This window comes from Streptomyces sp. SudanB52_2052 (assembly GCF_964272415.1).
Lineage (GTDB): Bacteria > Actinomycetota > Actinomycetes > Streptomycetales > Streptomycetaceae > Streptomyces > Streptomyces olindensis.
The window spans coordinates 6,988,564-7,007,583 of record NZ_OZ186796.1 but is presented as its reverse complement, the minus strand read 5'-3'; the positions used below and the strand labels follow the sequence as shown (position 1 = coordinate 7,007,583).

19 protein-coding genes are annotated in these 19,020 nt (G+C 71.2%); 6 read left to right on the top strand and 13 right to left on the bottom strand.

From position 1 onward, the window contains the following. Positions 1 to 16 precede the first annotated feature (16 nt). From ACSUPV_RS31395 to ACSUPV_RS31380, 4 genes are read left to right on the top strand one after another with little or no spacing between them, the layout of a single operon-like run. Entirely contained in the window at positions 17 to 1,390 is a 1,374-nt protein-coding gene (locus ACSUPV_RS31395) for an ABC transporter substrate-binding protein (protein WP_436949001.1), read from the top strand. Next, entirely contained in the window at positions 1,387 to 2,328 is a 942-nt protein-coding gene (locus ACSUPV_RS31390; RefSeq protein ID WP_031117338.1) for a carbohydrate ABC transporter permease, read from the top strand. Before ACSUPV_RS31395 ends, ACSUPV_RS31390 begins: the two co-directional genes overlap by 4 nt. Continuing rightward, positions 2,325 to 3,176 (top strand): carbohydrate ABC transporter permease, encoded by an 852-nt coding sequence (locus ACSUPV_RS31385; RefSeq protein ID WP_031117339.1) that lies wholly within the window; start codon positions 2,325 to 2,327, stop codon positions 3,174 to 3,176. Before ACSUPV_RS31390 ends, ACSUPV_RS31385 begins: the two co-directional genes overlap by 4 nt. Continuing rightward, positions 3,173 to 4,168 carry a zinc-dependent alcohol dehydrogenase family protein gene (locus ACSUPV_RS31380; RefSeq protein WP_037756991.1) on the top strand — a complete coding sequence of 332 codons (996 nt, stop codon included), beginning with the start codon at positions 3,173 to 3,175 and terminating at the stop codon, positions 4,166 to 4,168. The genes ACSUPV_RS31385 and ACSUPV_RS31380 overlap by 4 nt, the downstream gene beginning before the upstream one ends. Here the strand turns inward: ACSUPV_RS31380 and ACSUPV_RS31375 are convergent. From ACSUPV_RS31375 to ACSUPV_RS31360, 4 genes are read right to left on the bottom strand one after another with little or no spacing between them, the layout of a single operon-like run. Further along, complete coding sequence (locus tag ACSUPV_RS31375) at positions 4,074 to 4,775, bottom strand: hypothetical protein (protein ID WP_051648180.1); 702 nt, start codon at positions 4,773 to 4,775, stop codon at positions 4,074 to 4,076. The two genes, ACSUPV_RS31380 and ACSUPV_RS31375, sit on opposite strands and share 95 nt — an antisense overlap. 35 nt (positions 4,776 to 4,810) lie before the next feature. Beyond that, positions 4,811 to 5,761 carry a polyprenyl synthetase family protein gene (locus tag ACSUPV_RS31370; protein ID WP_382615214.1) on the bottom strand — a complete coding sequence of 317 codons (951 nt, stop codon included), beginning with the start codon at positions 5,759 to 5,761 and terminating at the stop codon, positions 4,811 to 4,813. A 5-nt stretch (positions 5,762 to 5,766) separates the two neighbouring features. Continuing rightward, positions 5,767 to 6,675 carry a UbiA prenyltransferase family protein gene (locus tag ACSUPV_RS31365; protein WP_031117343.1) on the bottom strand — a complete coding sequence of 303 codons (909 nt, stop codon included), beginning with the start codon at positions 6,673 to 6,675 and terminating at the stop codon, positions 5,767 to 5,769. 2 nt (positions 6,676 to 6,677) lie between these two features. Next, positions 6,678 to 7,445, bottom strand: coding sequence for a class I SAM-dependent methyltransferase (locus tag ACSUPV_RS31360; protein WP_382615215.1), 768 nt, complete (start codon positions 7,443 to 7,445; stop codon positions 6,678 to 6,680). Between the two features lie 177 nt (positions 7,446 to 7,622). Between ACSUPV_RS31360 and ACSUPV_RS31355 the strand changes: the two genes are divergently transcribed. Next, positions 7,623 to 8,846: a TerD family protein gene (locus ACSUPV_RS31355; protein WP_436949961.1), complete on the top strand. Its 1,224-nt coding sequence runs from the start codon at positions 7,623 to 7,625 to the stop codon at positions 8,844 to 8,846. 120 nt (positions 8,847 to 8,966) lie between these two features. On the opposite strand, the gene ACSUPV_RS31350 is transcribed toward ACSUPV_RS31355, so the two are convergent. The 4 genes from ACSUPV_RS31350 to ACSUPV_RS31335 all read right to left on the bottom strand — a co-directional run bounded on the left by ACSUPV_RS31350 (position 8,967) and on the right by ACSUPV_RS31335 (position 11,274). Further along, entirely contained in the window at positions 8,967 to 9,542 is a 576-nt protein-coding gene (locus ACSUPV_RS31350) for a TetR/AcrR family transcriptional regulator (protein ID WP_037756994.1), read from the bottom strand. Positions 9,543 to 9,612: 70 nt separating this feature from the next. Continuing rightward, positions 9,613 to 9,813: a hypothetical protein gene (locus ACSUPV_RS31345; protein WP_359792646.1), complete on the bottom strand. Its 201-nt coding sequence runs from the start codon at positions 9,811 to 9,813 to the stop codon at positions 9,613 to 9,615. Next, a complete protein-coding gene (locus ACSUPV_RS31340) occupies positions 9,774 to 10,811 on the bottom strand; it encodes a LacI family DNA-binding transcriptional regulator (RefSeq protein WP_031117348.1) in 1,038 nt (345 codons plus the stop codon). The genes ACSUPV_RS31345 and ACSUPV_RS31340 overlap by 40 nt, the downstream gene beginning before the upstream one ends. Before the next feature lie 58 nt (positions 10,812 to 10,869). After that, on the bottom strand, positions 10,870 to 11,274 hold the full coding sequence (locus tag ACSUPV_RS31335; protein WP_031117349.1) for a VOC family protein: 405 nt from the start codon (positions 11,272 to 11,274) through the stop codon (positions 10,870 to 10,872). Positions 11,275 to 11,434: 160 nt separating this feature from the next. Here ACSUPV_RS31335 and ACSUPV_RS31330 point away from each other — a divergent pair, with 160 nt between their 5' ends. Further along, complete coding sequence (locus ACSUPV_RS31330) at positions 11,435 to 11,950, top strand: DinB family protein (RefSeq protein ID WP_436949000.1); 516 nt, start codon at positions 11,435 to 11,437, stop codon at positions 11,948 to 11,950. 51 nt (positions 11,951 to 12,001) lie between these two features. Here ACSUPV_RS31330 and ACSUPV_RS31325 read toward each other — a convergent pair whose 3' ends face one another. The 5 genes from ACSUPV_RS31325 to ACSUPV_RS31305 all read right to left on the bottom strand — a co-directional run bounded on the left by ACSUPV_RS31325 (position 12,002) and on the right by ACSUPV_RS31305 (position 18,723). Continuing rightward, positions 12,002 to 13,018 carry a 1-aminocyclopropane-1-carboxylate deaminase gene (locus tag ACSUPV_RS31325; protein ID WP_359792649.1) on the bottom strand — a complete coding sequence of 339 codons (1,017 nt, stop codon included), beginning with the start codon at positions 13,016 to 13,018 and terminating at the stop codon, positions 12,002 to 12,004. 26 nt (positions 13,019 to 13,044) lie between these two features. Then, positions 13,045 to 13,686: a GntR family transcriptional regulator gene (locus ACSUPV_RS31320; protein ID WP_037756999.1), complete on the bottom strand. Its 642-nt coding sequence runs from the start codon at positions 13,684 to 13,686 to the stop codon at positions 13,045 to 13,047. Positions 13,687 to 13,777: 91 nt separating this feature from the next. Further along, entirely contained in the window at positions 13,778 to 15,361 is a 1,584-nt protein-coding gene (locus ACSUPV_RS31315) for a TROVE domain-containing protein (RefSeq protein ID WP_436948999.1), read from the bottom strand. A gap of 341 nt (positions 15,362 to 15,702) precedes the next feature. Next, entirely contained in the window at positions 15,703 to 17,151 is a 1,449-nt protein-coding gene (locus ACSUPV_RS31310; RefSeq protein ID WP_436948998.1) for an alkaline phosphatase PhoX, read from the bottom strand. A 153-nt stretch (positions 17,152 to 17,304) separates the two neighbouring features. Next, on the bottom strand, positions 17,305 to 18,723 hold the full coding sequence (locus tag ACSUPV_RS31305) for a hypothetical protein (RefSeq protein ID WP_359792657.1): 1,419 nt from the start codon (positions 18,721 to 18,723) through the stop codon (positions 17,305 to 17,307). Between the last annotated feature and the right edge of the window lie 297 nt (positions 18,724 to 19,020).

Genomic DNA, 19,020 nt, shown 5'->3' with positions numbered 1-19,020 from the left:
ATTCCAGGAGCGATCCATGCGAACCCAGAGCCGACGACGGCCTCCGCGAGCCACGCTCGCCCTGGCCGCCGCAGGGACGCTGCTCGCCCCGCTGCTCTCCGGCTGCTGGGTCGGGGCGGGCGGGGCCGGATCAGGCGGCGACGCCATCAACGTCCTGATGGTCAACAACCCGCAGATGGTCGAGTTGCAGAAGCTGACCCGCGCCCACTTCACCAAGGAGACGGGCATCAAGGTCAACTTCACCGTCCTGCCGGAGAACGACGTCCGCGACAAGATCAGCCAGGACTTCGCCAACCAGGCCGGCCAGTACGACGTCGCCACGCTGTCCAACTACGAGATACCGATCTACGCCCGCAACGGCTGGCTCCACGAGATGAACAGCTATGTGGCGAAGGACCCGGGCTACGACGAGCAGGACGTCCTCAAGCCGATGCGCCAATCCCTCACCGCGGAGGACGGCAAGCTCTACGGCCAGCCCTTCTACGGCGAGTCGTCGTTCCTGATGTACCGCAAGGACGTGTTCGAGAAGCAGGGCCTGACGATGCCCGCACACCCCACCTGGCAGCAGGTGGCGGACCTCGCGGCGAAGGCGGACGGCGCCGAACCCGGCATGAAGGGCATCTGCCTGCGCGGCCTGCCCGGCTGGGGCGAGGTGATGGCCCCCCTGACCACCGTCGTGAACACCTTCGGCGGCACCTGGTTCGACAAGGACTGGAAGGCACGGCTCGACTCCCCCGAGTTCGAGAAGGCCACGAAGTTCTACGTCGACCTGGTGCGCGAGCACGGCGAGTCCGGCGCCGCCCAGTCCGGCTTCGCCGAGTGCCTGAACAACATGACGCAGGGCAAGGTCGCCATGTGGTACGACGCCACCTCCGCGGCCGGATCCCTGGAGGCGGCGAACTCCCCCGTCAAGGGCAAGGTCGGCTACGCCCCCGCCCCCGTCGAGAAGACGGAGTCCTCCGGCTGGCTCTACACCTGGGCCTGGGGCATCCAGCAGGCCTCCCGCAACCCCGACCACGCCTGGAAGTTCGTCTCCTGGGCGTCCGGCAAGGAGTACGAGCAGCTGGTCGGCGACCGGATCGGCTGGTCCAACGTCCCGGCCGGCAAGCGGGCGTCCACCTACGCCAACCCCGCCTACCGCGAGGAGGCCGCCGCCTTCCAGGAGATGACCAAGGAGGCCATCGAGCAGGCCCGGCCCAATGACCCCGGCGTGCAGCCGCGGCCCGCGCCCGGCATCCAGTTCGTCGGCATCCCCGAGTTCACCGACCTCGGCACCAAGGTCTCCCAGGAGATCAGCGCGGCCATCGCCGGACGCCAGTCCGTCGAGTCGGCCCTGCGGAAGTCGCAGGCGCTCGCCGAGAAGATCTCCGAGGAGTACGAGGGACGATGACCGCCATGACCACGGCCCCCGTGGCCGCTTCCGAGACACGCACCCCGGTCCGCCGGCCCTCCGCCCGGCTGCGCGCCTGGGCGACCCGCGCCCCGCTGCTCCCCGCCCTGATCTTCATGATCGTCGTCACCCAGCTGCCCTTCGTGGCCACGCTGGTGATCTCCTTCTTCGACTGGAACAGCCTCTACCCCGACGCCCGCCGGTTCGCGGGCCTCGCCAACTACCAGGAGGTCCTCACCGACGCGGACCTGCGCCACTCGGTGTGGACGACCGTGCTGCTGACGGTCGCGGTCGTGCTGGCCAGCCTGGTGCTGGGGCTCGTCCTGGCGCTGCTGCTGGACCGCAGGTTCCGCGGCCGGGGCATCGTACGGACCCTGCTGATCGCGCCCTTCCTGGTGGTGCCGGTCGCGGCGGCCCTGCTCTGGAAGCATGTGCTCTACAACCCTGAATACGGCCTGTTCAATGGGCTGTTGCACTATGTGGGCGGCCCACAGCCCGACTGGATCTCCAACACCCCGCTGCTCGCGGTCGAAGCGGCGCTCGTCTGGCAGTGGACGCCCTTCATGATGCTGATCCTGCTCGCCGGACTGCAGAGCCGTGACCACGAGCAGATCGAGGCGGCCCGGGTCGACGGCGCGAGTGACTGGCAGATCTTCGTGCACCTGACGCTGCCGCACCTGCGCCGCTACCTCGAACTCGGCGCCCTGCTGGGCTCGATCTACATCGTGCAGAACTTCGACGCGGTCTTCACCATCACGTCCGGCGGCCTCGGCACCGCCAACCTCCCCTACACCGTCTACCAGAGCTTCTACCAGGCCCACGAGAACGGCCTCGCCTCGGCCGCGGGCGTCCTGGTCGTCATCGGCTCGATCGTCATCGCGACCTTCGCCCTGCGCGTGGTGTCGTCCCTGTTCCGCGAGGAGGTGTCCCGCGCATGAGCACGACCGCCCTGCGAGCCCGCCGGGTCCGTGGCAAGGGAGCGGGCCTGGGCCTGCTGGCCTGGCTGCTCGGCATCGCGTTCTTCCTGCCCATCGCGTGGATGGCGCTGACGTCCTTCCACTCGGAGGCGGACGCGGCCACCAACCCGCCGTCCTTCGCCGCCGCCCTGACCCTGGACGGCTACCGCGAGTTCTTCGGCGCGGGCGGCGGCGCGAGCCCCTGGCCCGCCCTGATCAACTCCACGGTCGCGTCCGTGGCGTCGACCCTCCTCGTCCTCCTGCTGGCCTTCCCGGCGGCCTACGCGCTGTCCATCAACCGCGTCCGCAAGTGGACGGACGTCCTGTTCTTCTTCCTCTCCACGAAGATGCTGCCGGCCGTGGCGGGCCTGCTGCCGATCTACCTGTTCGCCAAGAACGCCGGGATGCTCGACAACATCTGGTTGCTGGTCCTCCTCTACACCTCCATGAACCTGCCGATCGCGGTGTGGATGATGCAGTCCTTCCTCGCCGAGATCCCGGTCGCGGTGATCGAGGCGGCCCGGGTGGACGGCGCCCGGCTGCCGACGGTCCTGGCCCGGGTGGTGGCCCCGATCGCCCTGCCGGGCATCGCCGCCACGGCGCTGATCTGCTTCATCTTCAGCTGGAACGAACTGCTCTTCGCCCGGGTGCTGACGGGCGTGGTCGCCGAGACCGCCCCCGTCTTCCTGACCGGCTTCATCACCAGCCAGGGCCTGTTCCTGGCGAAGGTGTGCGCCGCGTCGCTCGTCATCTCCCTGCCGGTGCTCGCCGCGGGGTTCGCCGCCCAGGACAAACTGGTCCAGGGCCTGTCGTTGGGAGCCGTCAAATGAAGGCCGCCGTCATCGAGTCCGTGGGCAGGGCCGTCGTCGCCGAGGTCCCGGACCCGACGCCAGGGCCGCGCGAGGTCGTCGTCGAGGTCGCGGCCTGCGGGCTGTGCGGCACGGACCTGCACATCCTCCAGGGCGAGTTCGCCCCGAAGCTGCCGATCGTGCCCGGGCACGAGTTCGCGGGCGAGGTCGTCGGGGTCGGCACCCAGGTCACGGAGGTGTCGGTGGGCGACCGGGTCGCGGTCGACCCGTCGCTGTACTGCTACGAGTGCCGCTACTGCCGTACCGGCCACAACAACCTCTGCGAACGCTGGGCGGCGATCGGCGTGACGACGGCCGGCGGCGCGGCGCAGTACGCGGTGGCCCCGGTGGCGAACTGCGTGAAGCTCCCGGACCACGTCCGCACGGAGGACGCGGCCCTGGTGGAGCCGCTGTCCTGCGCGGTACGCGGTTACGACGTGCTCCAGTCGCGCCTCGGCGCGCACGTGCTGATCTACGGCTCCGGCACCATGGGTCTGATGATGCTGGAGCTGGCCAAGCGGACCGGCGCGGCGAGCGTGGACGTCGTCGACGTGAACCCGGCCCGCCTGGAAACGGCCCGCACCCTGGGCGTCTCCGCCACGGCGGCCAACCCGGACGAGCTGGACCGCCCGCAGGGCTGGGACCTGGTCGTCGACGCCACCGGCAACGCGGCGGCGATCCAGGACGGCCTGGACCGGGTCGCCAAGGCCGGCACCTTCCTCCAGTTCGGCGTCGCCGACTACGCGACCCGCGTGACCATCGACCCCTACCGCATCTACAACCAGGAGATCACCATCACCGGGTCGATGGCGGTGCTGCACAGCTTCGAACGGGCGGCGGAGCTGTTCGCGGGCGGCGTCCTGGACCCCGGGGTCTTCATCAGCGACCGGATTCCTCTGGAGCGGTATCCGCAGGCGCTGGAGCAGTTCGCGGCGGGGGTGGGGAGGAAGATCGTGGTGGTGCCGCAGCCGTAGCGGCCCGGGTGTGCCGCCGGAGCAGCAGGGCGTAGGCCGTGTCCAGAACGGCGGCGCACACCCCCAGCGCCAGCGCGAGCACGCTCCTGGTGTCCTCCACGACGACGACGGTCGCGGCGGCCGTACCGATCCCCTTCGACACGGCGATCGTCAGGGACTGGCCCGCCGCGTTCCCCCGCTGCCCGAGCATGCCGAGGAAGGCCAGCGACATGACCACGTTGCTGAAAAGCGCGGAGTAGGCGTCGACCGGATGGCCGTCGAATTCCCGCGCGACCAGGTAGTTCACCGCGAGGCAGCCCGCGAGGAAGGCGACGCTCCAGGGAACGAAGTACCTCTCGTCGTACCGGAGTGAGAACTCCGGTCGCCCGTACTTGAAGTACGCGACCAGGATCGCGATGTCGAAGAGGAACCAGACGATGTTGATCGCGATCTGGAGCGCGTACGGGCTGGGTTCCACAAAGGCGTAGGTGAACTCCCAGGTGATGTTCAGCGCCAGGGCCACGAAAGGCATTCCGTAGGTCCGGTCCCTGAATCCCCGCACAATGATGGCGACATAGGCCGTCGTCCAGGCGATTCCGGCGACAAGGGACAGTGCGGTGGCCGTCATGTGCCGTTTCCCCTCCTCGGCGAGTCATGGGTGGGTCAGCGGTCGCGATAGGCCGCGCGGAACGCCATGTCTGCGAATTCCCGCTGCCAGACCGGGTCCAGTGAGGATGTCCGGACCGCCGCGCAGGCTTCCTCGGTCAACTGCTCGATCCGCCGCTCCACTTCCGCCGCCCCGCCGTTCGCCGCCATGCGTCCGCGCAGCGCCGCGGCGTCCCAGCCGTGCCCGGCGCTCTTTCCGCTGCGTTCACTGTCGTCGGCCACGCCGATGAGGTCGTCGCGCAGTTGGAAGGCCTCGCCCAGTTTCTCGCCGTACGTCTCGAAGGCCGGGGCGAGATCGGACCGGCCGGCCACGGCCGCGCCTATTTCGAGGGGGCGGCGAACGGTATAGCTCCCGGACTTCCACACGGCGATCCAGCGGGCGAGTTCCGGGGTCACCTCGCCTCTGACCGCCGTGTCCACATCCAGGTATTCACCGACGATCAGCTCTATGCGCAGTTCGTCCCAGATGGGTTTCACCTCCGGCGGCAGACCCGCCATGAGGCGGTCGGCGTAGGCCAGCGCCAGATCACCGGCGAGTACGGCGACACTCTCGCCGAAGCGCCGCGGTTCGCCGTTCCAGCCCTGCGCCCGGTGCTCCTCGGCATGGCGTGCGTGAGCCGTCGGGAGACCGCGGCGGAGCCGGGCGCCGTCGGCCACGTCGTCGTGGAGCAGGGCGCAGGTGTGCAGGAACTCCAGGGCCGCGGCGGCGTCGACGATCTCCGGGGCGTCGGGGGCGCCGCCCGCCGCGAGGTAGCCGCTCACGCAGAACAGGGGCCGGAGGCGTTTTCCGCCCGCTCTGACGAGGGAGGCCACCTCACCGACGGGCACGACGGCGCGCTCCCCGTGCGCCGACCAGCGGTTCAGCTCCTCCTTGAGGACTCCTGCCAGGCGTTCCTCGACCGCGGCGAGCAGGCCGGACCGGACCGAGGACACGGACGCGGGATCCACGGGCGTCATCCCCTCACCACGCGAACGACGACGGGCAGGAACAGCTGGAACAGGAAGAGCAGGCCGAGTTCGGCGAACCAGCAGAACCGCTGGCTGCGCTCCAGCAGCACGGGCCGGAAGACCACGAGCCAGGACATCACGGCTCCGATGACGAGGCAGAGGACGGCCAGGGTCCGCAGCGGCGCCACCAGACCGGGAATGTCTCCCCTGCCGTCGAGCAGGCCCACCCCCGCGTACAGGACGATCCACGGCACCGTGTAGCCGGCCACGCCGATCGCGTGCACCCCCCGCCTCGGGATCTTCATGGCGAGCGAACTGCCGCCGACGTGCGCGTCGCCCGCCAGGTCCTTGATGTCCTTGAGCGGGATCACGAACAGGTGGTGGAGGAAGCAGACCAGGCCCACGAGCAGGATCACGCCCTTGCCCGCGCCGGCCGAGGCGTGGAGCGACGTGCAGCTCAGCACGGCCAGCACACCGCACACCGTCGAGGTGACGAGGGTCAGCGGCCCGAGCAGCCACTGCCGTCCGAACCGCACGCCGGGGAAGGAGTACAGCAGGGAGAACAGCAGGTGCAGGGCGAACATGACGGCGCCGAACGCGGGCGGGGCGAGCGCGAGCGCGCACAGCACGGAGCCCGCGAAGCAGCCCGCGACCACGGCCCACCCCTGGGCGATCGAGACCCTGCCGGAGGGGAACGGCCGCTCCGGGTGGTTGATCCGGTCCGCTTCCACGTCGTTGATGTCGTTCAGAACGCTGCAGAAGCCCTGCGCGAACAGGCCGAAGAGCCCGACCGCGATCACCTCGGACACCGCCGGCGACGCGTCGACGGCCCATTCACCGAAGAGGTACAGCGCCAGCGCCTGAAGAACGATCATCAGCGTGATTTCCCAGCGGCAGATGATCGTGCTGACCATGCTCACTTCGGCAGAACGAGCATGCCGACCATTCCCAGGTCGTGGAACACGGCACCCGGATATTTTCGCGCTTCCGCCCGCCACAGGCCGCGCGGAAACGTGTAGTCCGCGGTATAGCGCTGGAGGTCCTTGAACGCCGGCTCCTCGGGCAGCCGGTACAGGCCCATGGACCGTGCGACGCCCCGGACCGGGGGAAGCTTGCGCACCTTTGCGTGGGCCAGGCACAGACGCAGGAAACTCCCGGCGAGCATTGCCGGAGAAACGCTTCCCACGGGGGCCCGGCCGCTGGTCAGCACTTCCACGGCGATGACTCGCCCGCCGGGTTCGGCGAGGTCGTGCAGGCGCCTGAGATAGTCGGACGGATTCCCCATGTAATCGGCCACGAAGCTGCTGGCGACCACCTGTGCGGGCCGCAGCCTGGCGGCCGCTTCGAGAAAGTCGTCCTGCACGACGTCGAGGCGCGCGCCGGGCCTTCCCTCCAGCAGCGGGGTGAGCCGGCGGCGGCACTCCTCGGCCGCGTCGGAAATCTCCACGACGGTCACCTCGCGCAGGGCGGGCCGCTTGTGCAGCACCCGCCGCATCCACAGTCCGGTGGCTGCCCCGACTTCCAGGATGCTGGACGCGTCCCTGGGAACGTAGTGGGCCATCAACGACCCGAGATAGGCGTCGTTGCCGCCGATCCCGTCCGTGAAGTAACCCTGTTCGTTCAGGGTGTTGTACGCATGGGCAATTCGTGCTCTGCGTGAGGCATGCCGCTCCGGTAAGGCCACCGATTCCCCCTGATATTCGGTTCAGGCCAGGGCTGTGCTTGCGGGGTCAGCCTGCACGAGGCAAGGACGGCGGCGCAAGACAGGCGCCGTGCGTTCCTCTCCGGCGACGGCCGCCCGATTGGCGGTCCGGTAAGGGAACGGTAAAGCGGTGCCGGTCGTTCACCAGGCATGACAGCTATGACCCCCGGCTCGAACATCCCCCTCTCCGCCGCCCGCGTGACGGTGGACGTCGCCGCGCCCGTGCGGCTCGACGTATCGGGCCTGCTGCTCACCGCCGACGGCAAGGTGCGCTCCGACGACGACTTCATCTTCTACAACCAGCCGTCGGGCCCCGGCGTGACGTACCGCTCGGGCGGCGGCACCGCACCCGACGCGATCACGGTCGACACGACCGCCCTCCCCCCGGGCATCGAGAAGATCGTCGTGACGGCCAGCCCGGACGCCGCGGGCCAGACCTTCCAGGGCATCGAGCCGACGGCGACGATCCGCAACGCGGACGACAGCTCCGTCCTGGCCACGTTCACGCCCCCGCAGCTCGGCAGCGAGACGGCCCTGGTGATCGTGGAGATCTATCTGCGCAACGGCCAGTGGAAGGCCCGCGCCGTCGGCCAGGGCTACGCCAACGGCCTCGCGGGCATCGCCACGGACTTCGGTGTCACGGTGGAGGAACCGGCCGCCGCCGCCCCGGCCCAGCCGATGACCCCGCCGCCGGCTCCCGTGCAGCCGCCTGCCGCTCCCGTGCGGCCGCCTGCCCCGCCCGTCACCACGCCCGCCGCGCCCCCGGTCGCCCCGGCCACGCCCCCGCCGCCCGCGCCCGGCGCCGGGAAGATCAACCTCGACAAGGGCCGCGTCAGCCTCCAGAAGAACCAGACCGTCTCCCTGATCAAGGGCGGCCGCCCGCTGCTCTCCCAGGTCAAGATGGGCCTCGGCTGGGAGCCGGCCTACCGCGGCAAGGACATCGACCTGGACGCCTCGGTCATCGCCTACGGGCCGCAGCGCAACCACCTCGACAGCTGCTACTTCGGCAAGCTGCAGATCATCGGCGGCGCGATCCGGCACTCCGGTGACAACCTCACGGGCGAGGGCGGCGGTGACGACGAGGTCATCACGGTCGACCTCGGCCGCCTCCCCCAGGAGGTCACCGGCCTGGTCTTCACGGTCAACTCCTTCTCCGGCCAGAAGTTCACGGAGGTCGCCAAGGCGTACTGCCGCCTCCTGGACGGCACGTCCGGCGAGGAACTTGTCCGCTTCGACCTCACCAGCGCCGAGCCGCAGACCGGCGTGATGATGGCCAAGCTGATCCGCCAGTTCTCCGGCGAGTGGGAGATGACGGCGATGGGCGACTTCGTGAAGTCCCGCACGGTGAGGGGCATGGTGAAGCCGGCGGCCCAGGCACTCTGACCCCACACGCCCGCCCCAGAAACCGCCCCCGGCCCAGGCCCACACCCTCCACGCCCCACACACCCGCCTGCCGGGGGCACGCCCTGTCGAGACCTCCGCAACCCCCTCTGCCCAGACGGCTCAGCGGTCCCTCGGTCCCAACCCCTCCATCAGCAGTCCCAGATACCGGCGGATCTGCCGGCCCTCCGCGTCCGCCAGTTCCGACGCCGTCGTCACGCCGTGGGCCAGTCGCAGGACGTCCATCGGCTCCACGTCCGGGCGTAGCGTGCCCTCCTGCCGGGCCGCACGGACCAGCCGGTCCGCCGCGTTCCTCACCGAGTCGCCGCAGGCCGTGGCCACGGCCGCGTCGCCCTCGGTGACGGCCGGGCCGAGGAGCGCCCTCAGGCCACGCATCCGGATCATGCCGACACCGAGTTCGTACAGCCACTCCCCCAGCGCCTCACCCGGCGGCCGTTCGGCCGCGAGCGTGTCGGCCCGCGCCGCGAGCGCCTCGATCCGGTCGAGATAGGCCGCCTCCAGCAGCGCCTGCCGCGTCGGGAAGTGCCGGTACAGCGTGCCGGAGCCCACCCCGGCCCGCTTGGCGATGTCGTCGAGCGACGCGCCCTCCCCGTGCTCGGCGAACGCCTCCACGGCCACCTTCAGCAACCGCTCGTAGTTGCGCCGAGCATCCGCCCGCATGGGCCTGACCTGGGCCATGCAGCCACTCCTCACCAACCGGGGACCCTCTCCGCACCCTACCGAGACGGAGCCCCGCGGACCCGGCCCCTCACATCTTCATCGCCCCGGCCGCGAGGTCCCGCAGGAAGTGCCGCGCCCCGATCAGGAACACCACCTCGGGGTCGATCATCACGACCAGGGGCCAGATGTAGTCGTTCCAGAGGGATGTCGGCGGGTGGCTGGTGGTCGCGCCGCCGACGGATACGGCGGTCAGGCGGACTCGCGGACCACCAGCTCGGGCGTCACCCACGCGTCCGCGCCCCGCAGCGGCTCCTCACCGGCGCGCAGCCGGGCCACCTGCTCCACGGCCAGCCGTCCCAGGCGCCGCTTGTCGATGTGCAGCGTGGTCAGGCCGGGCTCCACCAGCTCGCCCAGGGAGAGACCGTCGAAGCCCAGTACGGCCAGGTCGTCCGGCACGCGCCGGCCATGGCGGCGGGCCGTGCGCATCGCCCCGACCGCGATCAGGTCGTTGAAGCCGAAGACCGCGGTCATGCCGGGCCGCTTCTCGAGCAGCCGTTCCATGCCGGCCTCGCCGCCCGCCACGCTGTGCTCGGGGCACATCACGACCCACTCCTCGTCGACCGGCAGGCCGAGCCGCCGCACCTGCTCCAGGAAGGCCAGCCTGCGGGGGCCGGGGCCGTGCACGCCGTCCAGCATGCCGATCCTGCGATGCCCCGCGCGGAACAGGTGGGCCATGCCCTGCTCGACACCGGTGGCGGCGTCGATGCCGACGGCCGCGAACCGGGTCTGCTGCGGACCCCGCTCCAGCAGCACCAGCGGCACTCCCCCGAGATGCCGGGTGAGCACGTCGTCCGGGTCCTTGAAGTAGCCCACGACCGCGTCCGCCTGGTGGGAGAGCACGTCGAGGGCCTGCCGCTCCCTGGCCTCGTCGATGCGGGAGTCCCACACCACGACCTGCCAGCCGCGCTGCTCGGCCGCCTCCAGTACGCCCGCGGCCACCTCGGGGAAGAAGGGGTTGCGCAGGTCCGGGATGACCAGGCCCGCCGTCACCGCGCCCTTCTGGACGAGTCCGCGCGCGAACCGGCTCGGCCGGTAGTCCAGGAGCCGCGCCGCCTCCAGGACCCGCTCCTTGGTGGCCGGGTCGATCTCACCCTTGTCGTTGACCGCGCGGGAGACCGTCTGGCGTGACACCCCGGCCAGTCGTGCGACGTCGTGGATCGTGGCCCGGCGCCGCGCACCGTCGGGCCGCTCGGCACCCGGCTCCGCGCGCTGATTGTCCGTCCACACGCTGAGCACTGTATCCGGCACCGGAGGCCGCCCGGCAGGGGCAGCCGGGCGGGGCCCCTCAGCCGTCCAGCTCCGTGAACAGGGTCAGCTGCAGGGCCCCAGGGGCTTCGAGCCGGGAGTTCAGGGAGTTCCAGGGAGTGCGGGTCGGCTCGGCGATCACCTCGGCTCCGGCGGCGGCCAGCTTCGCCGTGGTGGCGGTGGAGTCGTCCACCTGGAAGGCGACCCGGACGTGCCCGGCCACTCGCCGCCCCACCTCGACGTCGTCGATGAACGCGGCGTGGTTCGGGTCGGTCAGCTCCAGCGTGGCCCGTCCCGCCTCCAGGATCGTCACCCGCCCGTCCTCCGAGGCGAACGCGCCCCGCTCGGTCAGCCCGAGCACGTCCCGGTAGAAGTGCAGCGCGGCGTCGTAGTCGTCCGCCGTCACCACCAAGCGGAGTTCTCGGACGGCTGACTTGTCGGTCATGGCGGCTCCTCGCTGACGTCGGGTCACGGCTGACAACCCGCCGGCCGGGCGGTTGATTCCCGGACGCCCTGTCAGTGCCGCTGGCCGCCGTGGACCCGGCCGCGGCGGCCAGCGAAAATGCGGCGACAGCGCGGAGCGGGGCACGCTACGGTCCGCTGACATGACCCCTTCGCTCGAACATCCCCCCTTCCAGGCAGACGAACGCACCGCGCTCATCGGATGGCTGGACCTGCAACGGAACATCCTGCGCTGGAAGTGCGAGGGTCTCAGCGAGGCGGACGCGCACCGCTCTGTCGTCCCGACCTCGCCGGCGATGACGATGGCCGGGCTCGTCAGCCATATGCGGTGGGTCGAGCACACCTGGCTCGAGGTGCTGTTCCTCGGCGGAGACGAGTCCCGGAACCCGTCCTTCGACGAGACGGTCGAGGACGCCGAGTGGCGCACCGACTCCGTCACCCTGCAGCAGGTGCTCGCGGAGTACGAGGCCCAGTGCGCCCGCAGCAACGAGATCGTGGCCGCGGCGTCCCTGGACGACGTCGGCCGCCACCCCGGGTACGCCTCCGGCAAGGCCAACCTCCGCTGGATGCTCATCCACCTCATCGAGGAGACCGGACGGCACGCCGGCCACGCGGACATCGTGCGCGAGCTGCTGGACGGGACGAAGGGGTACTACTGACGAAGGGGTACTACTGACGAAGGGGCTACCACAGCCGCTGTGCGGACCGGCCTAGAACAGCGCGCTGTACGCGTTCAGGGCGGGCTGCCCGCCCAGGTGGGCGTAGAGCACCGTGGCGTCCCGGCCGATCTCGCCCCGGGACACCAGGTCGATGAGCCCGGCCATGGACTTCCCCTCGTAGACGGGGTCGGTGACCATCCCCTCCGTGCGGGCCGCGAGCCGCATCGCCGCCAGGGTGGTCTCGTCGGGGATGCCGTACACGCCCGCGTGGTACCGCTCGTCGAGTTCGACGTCGGCCTCGGTCAGCTCGCGTTCGACGCCGATGAGCTGCCCGGTGCCGTGGGCGATCCGGGCGATCTGGGCCCGGGTGGCGGCCGGTTTCGCGGAGGCGTCGATGCCGAGCACGCGCCGGGGCCGCCCGCCCGCCTGCTCCAGCGCGGCGAACCCGGCGACCATGCCGGCCTGGGTCGACCCGGTCACCGAGCACACGACGACGGTGTCGAAGAAGACGCCCAGCTCCCGCTCCTGCTCGGCCACTTCGTACGCCCACCCGGCGAAGCCGAGGCCGCCGAGCGGATGGTCGGAGGCCCCGGCCGGGATGGCGTAGGGCTTCCCGCCCGCCTCCTCGACCTCCCGGAGCGCCTGCTCCCAGCTCTCCTTGAACCCGATCCCGAACCCGGCCCGCACCAGCCGTACGTCGGCCCCGGCGAGCCGGCTGATCAGGATGTTGCCGACCTTGTCGTACACGGCGTCGGGCCAGTCCACCCAACTCTCCTGGACCAGCACACACTTGAGCCCGGCGCGGGCGGCGACCGCCGCGACCTGGCGGGTGTGGTTGGACTGCACCCCGCCGATCGACACGAGCGTGTCGCAGCCCTGGGCGAGCGCGTCGGCGACCAGGTACTCCAGCTTGCGGGTCTTGTTCCCGCCGTAGGCGACACCGGAGTTGCAGTCCTCCCGCTTGGCCCAGAGGGAGGCACCGCCGAGGTGCGCGGTCAGGCGCTCCAGGGGGTGGACGGGCGAGGGCCCGAACAGGAGGGGGTAACGCGCGTACGAGGCAAGGGACATGGGTCCTCCCTGGGTCGGGGGTCGTCTCAGTCGGCGAGCTCTTCGAGCCCCCGCCAGATCTCCGCGGTGACGCGGACCGCCTCGGCCGCGTCACCGGCGGCGCAGGCGTCGATCAGCCGCTCGTGCAGCCCGGCCGAGCGGCAGTTGCCGCCCTCGCCGAAGCGCCGGCGCTCCAGGCGGCGGATGAGCGGGGTGTAGCGGGCGATGGTCGCGGCGGCCGCCCGGTTGCCGCTGACCCGGACGAGGACGTCGTGCAGTTCGTCGTCGGCGCGCAGGGCCGTGTCCACGTCTCCAGCTCGCACGGCCGCGGCGAACCGCTCGTTCGCGGCGCTCATCGCCGCGACGTCCGCTGCGGAGAGCCGGGGCACGGCGACCCGCGTGACGAGTTCGTGCAGGGCGCCGACCACGGCGGCGGCGTCCCGGACGTCGGCGGCCACGAGCGGGGTCACCCGGGTGTAGCTCTGCGGCTTGCTCTCCAGCAGCCCCTCGTCCACGAGCCGGGAGAACGCCTCCCGCACGGGGGCCCGGGACAGCCCGAGCCGCTCGGCGAGCTCGGCGTCCCGCACCACCGCACCGGGTTCGATCTCCCCGGCCACGATGGCGTCCCGGATCGCCGCGTACGCCCGGTCCCTGAGCAGGGTGCGGGGCACGGGCCGGATGGCTTCCATGAATTGAAATGTTAGATGTCAGTTCGCCCTTCAACAAGAGTCCGGGCATGACCGTGGCCCGCACTCCCCACGTGGTGCGGGCCACGGTGTCTCAGGCCGCCCAGGGCCAGTCGGCGTCCCGGGAGGCCTCGATCAGCGGGACCATCCGGAAGGCGGCGTCCGACAGGCCGCCGAAGGTGTGCCGGTTGCCGGTGCCCGACGGGCCGTGGCCCGCCCGGTGTCCGGCGAGGTTCCAGGTGTAGACCGGCACGTCGGCCGGGATCTGCTCGGTGGGATCGCCCCGGTGGTGGCGTGTGTACTGCTCGTCGGTGACGATCAGCACCCGGTCGTGCTTGCGGTAGTGGCGGCGCACCGCCTCCGTCGTGTCGGTGCCGCCCAGGTCGCCGAAGCGGTCGAGGACCTTCAGCACCGACTCGCCCTCGCGGAACGCCACACGGTCACTCGTCGTGCCGAACTGGACCAGGTCCGCGCGTTCGGCCCGCAGCGCGAGCGCCGTGCCGAAGACCGCCGCCGCGTCGGCCCAGGTGAGCTGCGAGCGGTCGGACAGCCGCGACCAGAACATCGAGCCCGAGCGGTCCACAAGCACCAGCGTCCGGCCGGGCAGCGCGGGCACGTTGGCCAGCGAGTGACCGAGGGCCCGCTCTAGGGCGTACGACCAGCGCAGCGACGGCGCGTGCCGGTACGCGGCGAGGTACCGGAAGGGGAACTGCCGCGAGCGCGCGACCTCCGCCGGGTCGCTGATCCGCGCGGCGACCCGCTCGGCGACCTCGTCCGAGACACCCGCCTCGTCGAAGTTCCGCAGGTTGCGCCCGAGCGCCATGGCCCCCATGGACGGGATCACGGCCTCCCAGGCCGCCTTGTCCATCGGCCCCTGGAGCCAGCCCGCCAGCATCTCCCACGTCATCCCGGCCTCGGCCAGCCGCTCGGCACCGTCCGCGCCCGTCACGACCGCCCGCCGCTGTTCGACCGGCAGCGCCATGAGCGCGTGGTGCGCGGTGAGGACGCGGTCCGACGCGGGCGGTACCGCGGTGTCCGGGTGGTGCCGGCGGTCGAGGGCGTACCGGAACAGCTCGCCCTGCCACGGCTTGTCCGGGTCGGGTGCCGCGTGCACGAGGTTGAGGACGTCGCCGAAGCGGTAGCCCCTGGTGGCGCTGTCGTACTTCAGCAGCGCCTTGCCGTGGTAGAGACGGCGTACGGCGTCGGCGATGCCGCGCTTGACCGGCTTGGGCACGCCGCGGCCGTACGTCGCGGTCCAGTAGGCGAGCAGTTCGCCGGGCTCATCGGGCCGCTGGAGCACGGAGGCGACGACCTGCCGGTTGGACGGGCCGCCGGTCGCGCCCGCGTCCAGGCGGGCCTTGACGTACTCGGCGGCGCCCACGACCGAGGCGGTGCGCAGGTTGCCCGCGCCGCGCAGCCAGCCGAGGAGGCCGGCCGTCCACTCCGGGTCGGTGACGGCGAGTTCGCGCACGAGCTTCGCGAAGCGGTCGTCGCGGTCGGCGCCGGACTCGTAGAGGGTCCGCTGCGCGACGAAGTTCGACACGGCGAGCAGGAACAGCTCGGAGCGCGCGTCGCGCTCGCGGCCGCGGCCGCCCTCGTACGTCCGCAGCAGACGCCCGGTGGACGTCACCCACGAGACGGGACGCGCCCGTGCCGCCTTGCCGTTGAATCGCGCCATGGTGAATTCCCCCGAATTCTTTGCAGATTTCCGAGGGAAGCGCGCATGAGAAAGGTGGGTGCCCGAGGACAGAATTCGGCGACGGACTTATCCGGATGCTCTGCCGATTGAGCTACAGCGACCCGAAGTCGCTGACGGGACTCGAACCCGCAACCGTCCGATCAAAGGAAGTAACCGTTGCCTGCGCACCGGGCACCCACCCCATGCTGCGCCTCCCGAGATCAAGTCGGCGGCGGCGTCGGATTCTTTGGAAGAGAAGTAGCCGCTGCCATCGCACCGGGAGGTGCGTGACGTTGTGATCTCACTGTAGGAGGGGCCGCACCGGAACTGCGAGCGATTAATTACTTCTTCTGGCGCTTCCAGGGACCGGTGATGGCCAGCAGGATGCCCGGGTCCTGGATGTTGGCGTAAAGGGTCTTGCCGTCGGGCGAGAAGGTGACGCCGGCGAACTCGCTGTACTCCGGCTCCTCCTCGGTGCCGACGTTCAGGTCGTTGCGGGCGATCGGGTAGGTGCGGCCGCTGTCGGTGGCGCCGAAGAGGTGCGAGACGCCCTCGCCGTCCTCCGCGAGGACGAGGCCGCCGTACGGGGAGACGGTGATGTTGTCGGGGCCGTCGAACGCGCCGTCCTCGGACGGGTCGGGGTTCACTCCGAGCAGCACCTTCAGCGTCAGCGTCCGGCGCCTCGGGTCGTAGAACCAGACCTGGCCGTCGTGCTGGACCGGGCTCTCCTCACGGGCGTACGAGGAGACGATGTAGGCGCCGCCGTCGCCCCACCACATGCCCTCCAGTTTGCGGGCGCGGGTGACCTCGCCGTCGGCGAACTGCTCGCGCACCGGGGTGGTCCGGGCGTCGCGGTCGGGCACGTCCACCCAGTCGACGCCGTAGACGGTGCCGGTCCTCGTCGCGCGGGACAGGTCGTCGACGAACCGGCCGCCGGCGTCGAAGCACTTGGGTGCCTGGAGGACTCCTGCGTCGTCGGCGAGCTCGCGGAACTTCCCGGGGCCGTACGTGAAGCCCTTGGGCGGGGTCCAGCGGTAGAAGAGGCCGTTGGGTTCGTCGTCGTCCTCGGTGAGGTAGGCGTGGCCGCGCTTGGGGTCGATGACCACGGCCTCGTGGTCGTAGCGGCCGAAGAACTTCAGCGGCTTGGGATCGCGGTTGGCGCGCCGGTCGACGGGGTCGACCTCGAAGACGTAGCCGTGGTCCTTGGTCATGCCGTTGGTGCCGGCCCGGTCGGAGTTCTCCTCGCAGGTGAGCCAGGTGCCCCAGGGAGTGGCGCCGCCCGCGCAGTTGGTGGAGGTGCCGGCGATGCCCACCCACTCGGCGACCCGCCCGTCGGGGCGCACCTCGACGACGGTGCAGCCGCCGGACGCGGCCGGGTCGTAGACGAGGCCCTCGGTGAGCGGCACCGGGTGCTTCCAGTTGGCGCGGGGGCCCTTCAGCTCGTGGTTGTTGACGAGCAGGGTGGTGCCGCGCGGGCCGTCGAAGGCGGCGGTGCCGTCGTGGTTGGACGGCGTGAACTCGCCCGACTCCAGCCTGGTCCTGCCGCTGTAGGTGATGATCTTGTAGGTGAACCCGGCGGGCAGGGCCAGGATCCCGTCGGGGTCCGGGACGAGCGGCCCGTAGCCGACCCCGTTCCCGCCGTCCGCCGCGTCCTCCGCGCTGTCGGTGTCGGTGTCGTAGGACGCGAGGGCGTTCGGTGCGGTGGCGAGGGCGCCGACACTGCCCGCCAGCGCGACACCGGCACCGGTGATCGCGGAGGTTCTGGCGAAGTCCCTGCGGGTGAGCGACATGGGTGTCTCCTGTGACGGGGGATGCCGTGGAGGGTGGCGAACCTCGTTCGGCGACACCGTCGCGCTCATCCATGAACGCCGGTTGAACAACACCTCAGGGGCGCGGGGAACGGCGCGACAAGCCGCGACGACGCCGCACCCGCTGAACTCGGATCAACCACCCTGTTGCGATCGCGCCTTGAACGCAGCCTTCCGCGCTTCCTTCGCCACCTTCTTGTCGGGATGCAACCGCCCCATCGCTTCCAGCACATCCGCGGTCGCAGGGTGATCAACCCGCCACACGGCCTCGAAAAACCCACCGTGCTGCCGCGCCAGCCCCTCCACCAGCGCCCGCAGTTCCTCGGAGTTGCCCTCCGCCGCCAGCTGCGCGGCCACCGTGTCGATGGTCAGCCAGTACACCATCGCCTCGGACGGCGCGGGCACGTCCGCCGCTCCGTGCTCGGTCAGCCACACCCGGGCGAGCCCACCCAGCTCGGCGTCGTCGAGCACCTCCCGCAGCGCCGGCTCGGCCGAAGCCCCCACCAGCGACAAGGCCTGCTGGCACCGCAGCCGACGCAGCGGCGCCCCGGTGTCGGAGCCCCGTGCCGCCGCCAGCAACTCCCGTGCCGCCGCCAGGGGTTCGCGCCGCTGGAGCCACTGCTCGGTCTCGGCCTGCGCCGCACCCGGCGGGTACGCGGCCGTGCCGTCGAGCAGCGCGTCGGCCCCCTTGTCCGCGAGGTCCCCGACGGCCGGCGCCTCGAACCCGGCCTCCAGCAGCCGGGCGCGCATGCCGTACAGGCCGAGGGGCGTGAGCCGGACCATGCCGTAGCGGGAGACGTCGGTGTCGTCGACGGGCGCCGCGGGCTCCTCGTCGGCATCGGCCATGAGCGCCTCGTCCACGGGCCGGTAGGCCACGAGCCCGACCGGCTCCAGCATCCGGAACTGGTCGTCCAGGCGCATCATCGCGTCGGAGACCTGCTCCAGGACGTCGTTGGTGGGCTCGCCCATGTCGCTGGGCACGATCACCGAGGCGGCCAGCGCGGGCAGCGGCACCGGGGCGTCGCCGGGTGTGTCCTCGCCTGCGGTCAGCAGGTAGAGGTTGCCCAGCACGCCGTCGAGGAACTCGGCCTCGGCCTCGGGGTCCCAGTCGAGGGCGGAGACGTCGACCTCGCCGTCCTCGTCCAGGAGCCCGTCCAGGTCGGGCACGCTCGCGTCGGCGAGCACGGTCTCCAGGGCCGCGAGCCACACGGCGAGCACGTCCTGCGGGGAGCCGCCGGTGAGCAGCGCGAGGTCCTCGCCCGCCCGGACGGTGCCCTCCTCCTCGTCGACGACCTCGACGAGACCGGCGTCCACGGCCACCCGCCAGGCCTCACTGGCGTCGGCGGCGGCGTCGTCCCCGCTCAGCCCGAGCACCTCGGCGGCGGCCGGCACCTGCTCGTCGACGAGCCCGCCCCCGGCGTCGACCCGGGTGTCCGGCCCGGCCCAGCGGGCGAGCCGGGCGGCCCGGGACAGCAACGGCGTGGACAGCGCGTCGCGCGCCAGCTCCGCTTCGGGGTGCAGCCGCACCGGCGGCAAGGGGGAGCTGTCTGACATCGGCTGTTTCTCCTAGCGGCGCCTCATACGACTCAGCCGCTCAGCCTAGACGGATTTCCACCCATGCCGCCCACTTCATCTCCCCGTCAGCCACCGTACATGGCCGAAACCTTGACAAGTGATGTGACCAGGCTGGAGATTGACGCGCGTAGAAGTCGGCGGACACTTGTTCACCGGGCCTGCCCCACCACGTGCCCCGTCCGCAGCCCTCTACGCGCGTCACACCGCCCGCCCCACAGGTAGCGGCAGACAGTCCGAGCACCACCCTCGTCCCGGCGCCCTGTCACGTCCCCGGAG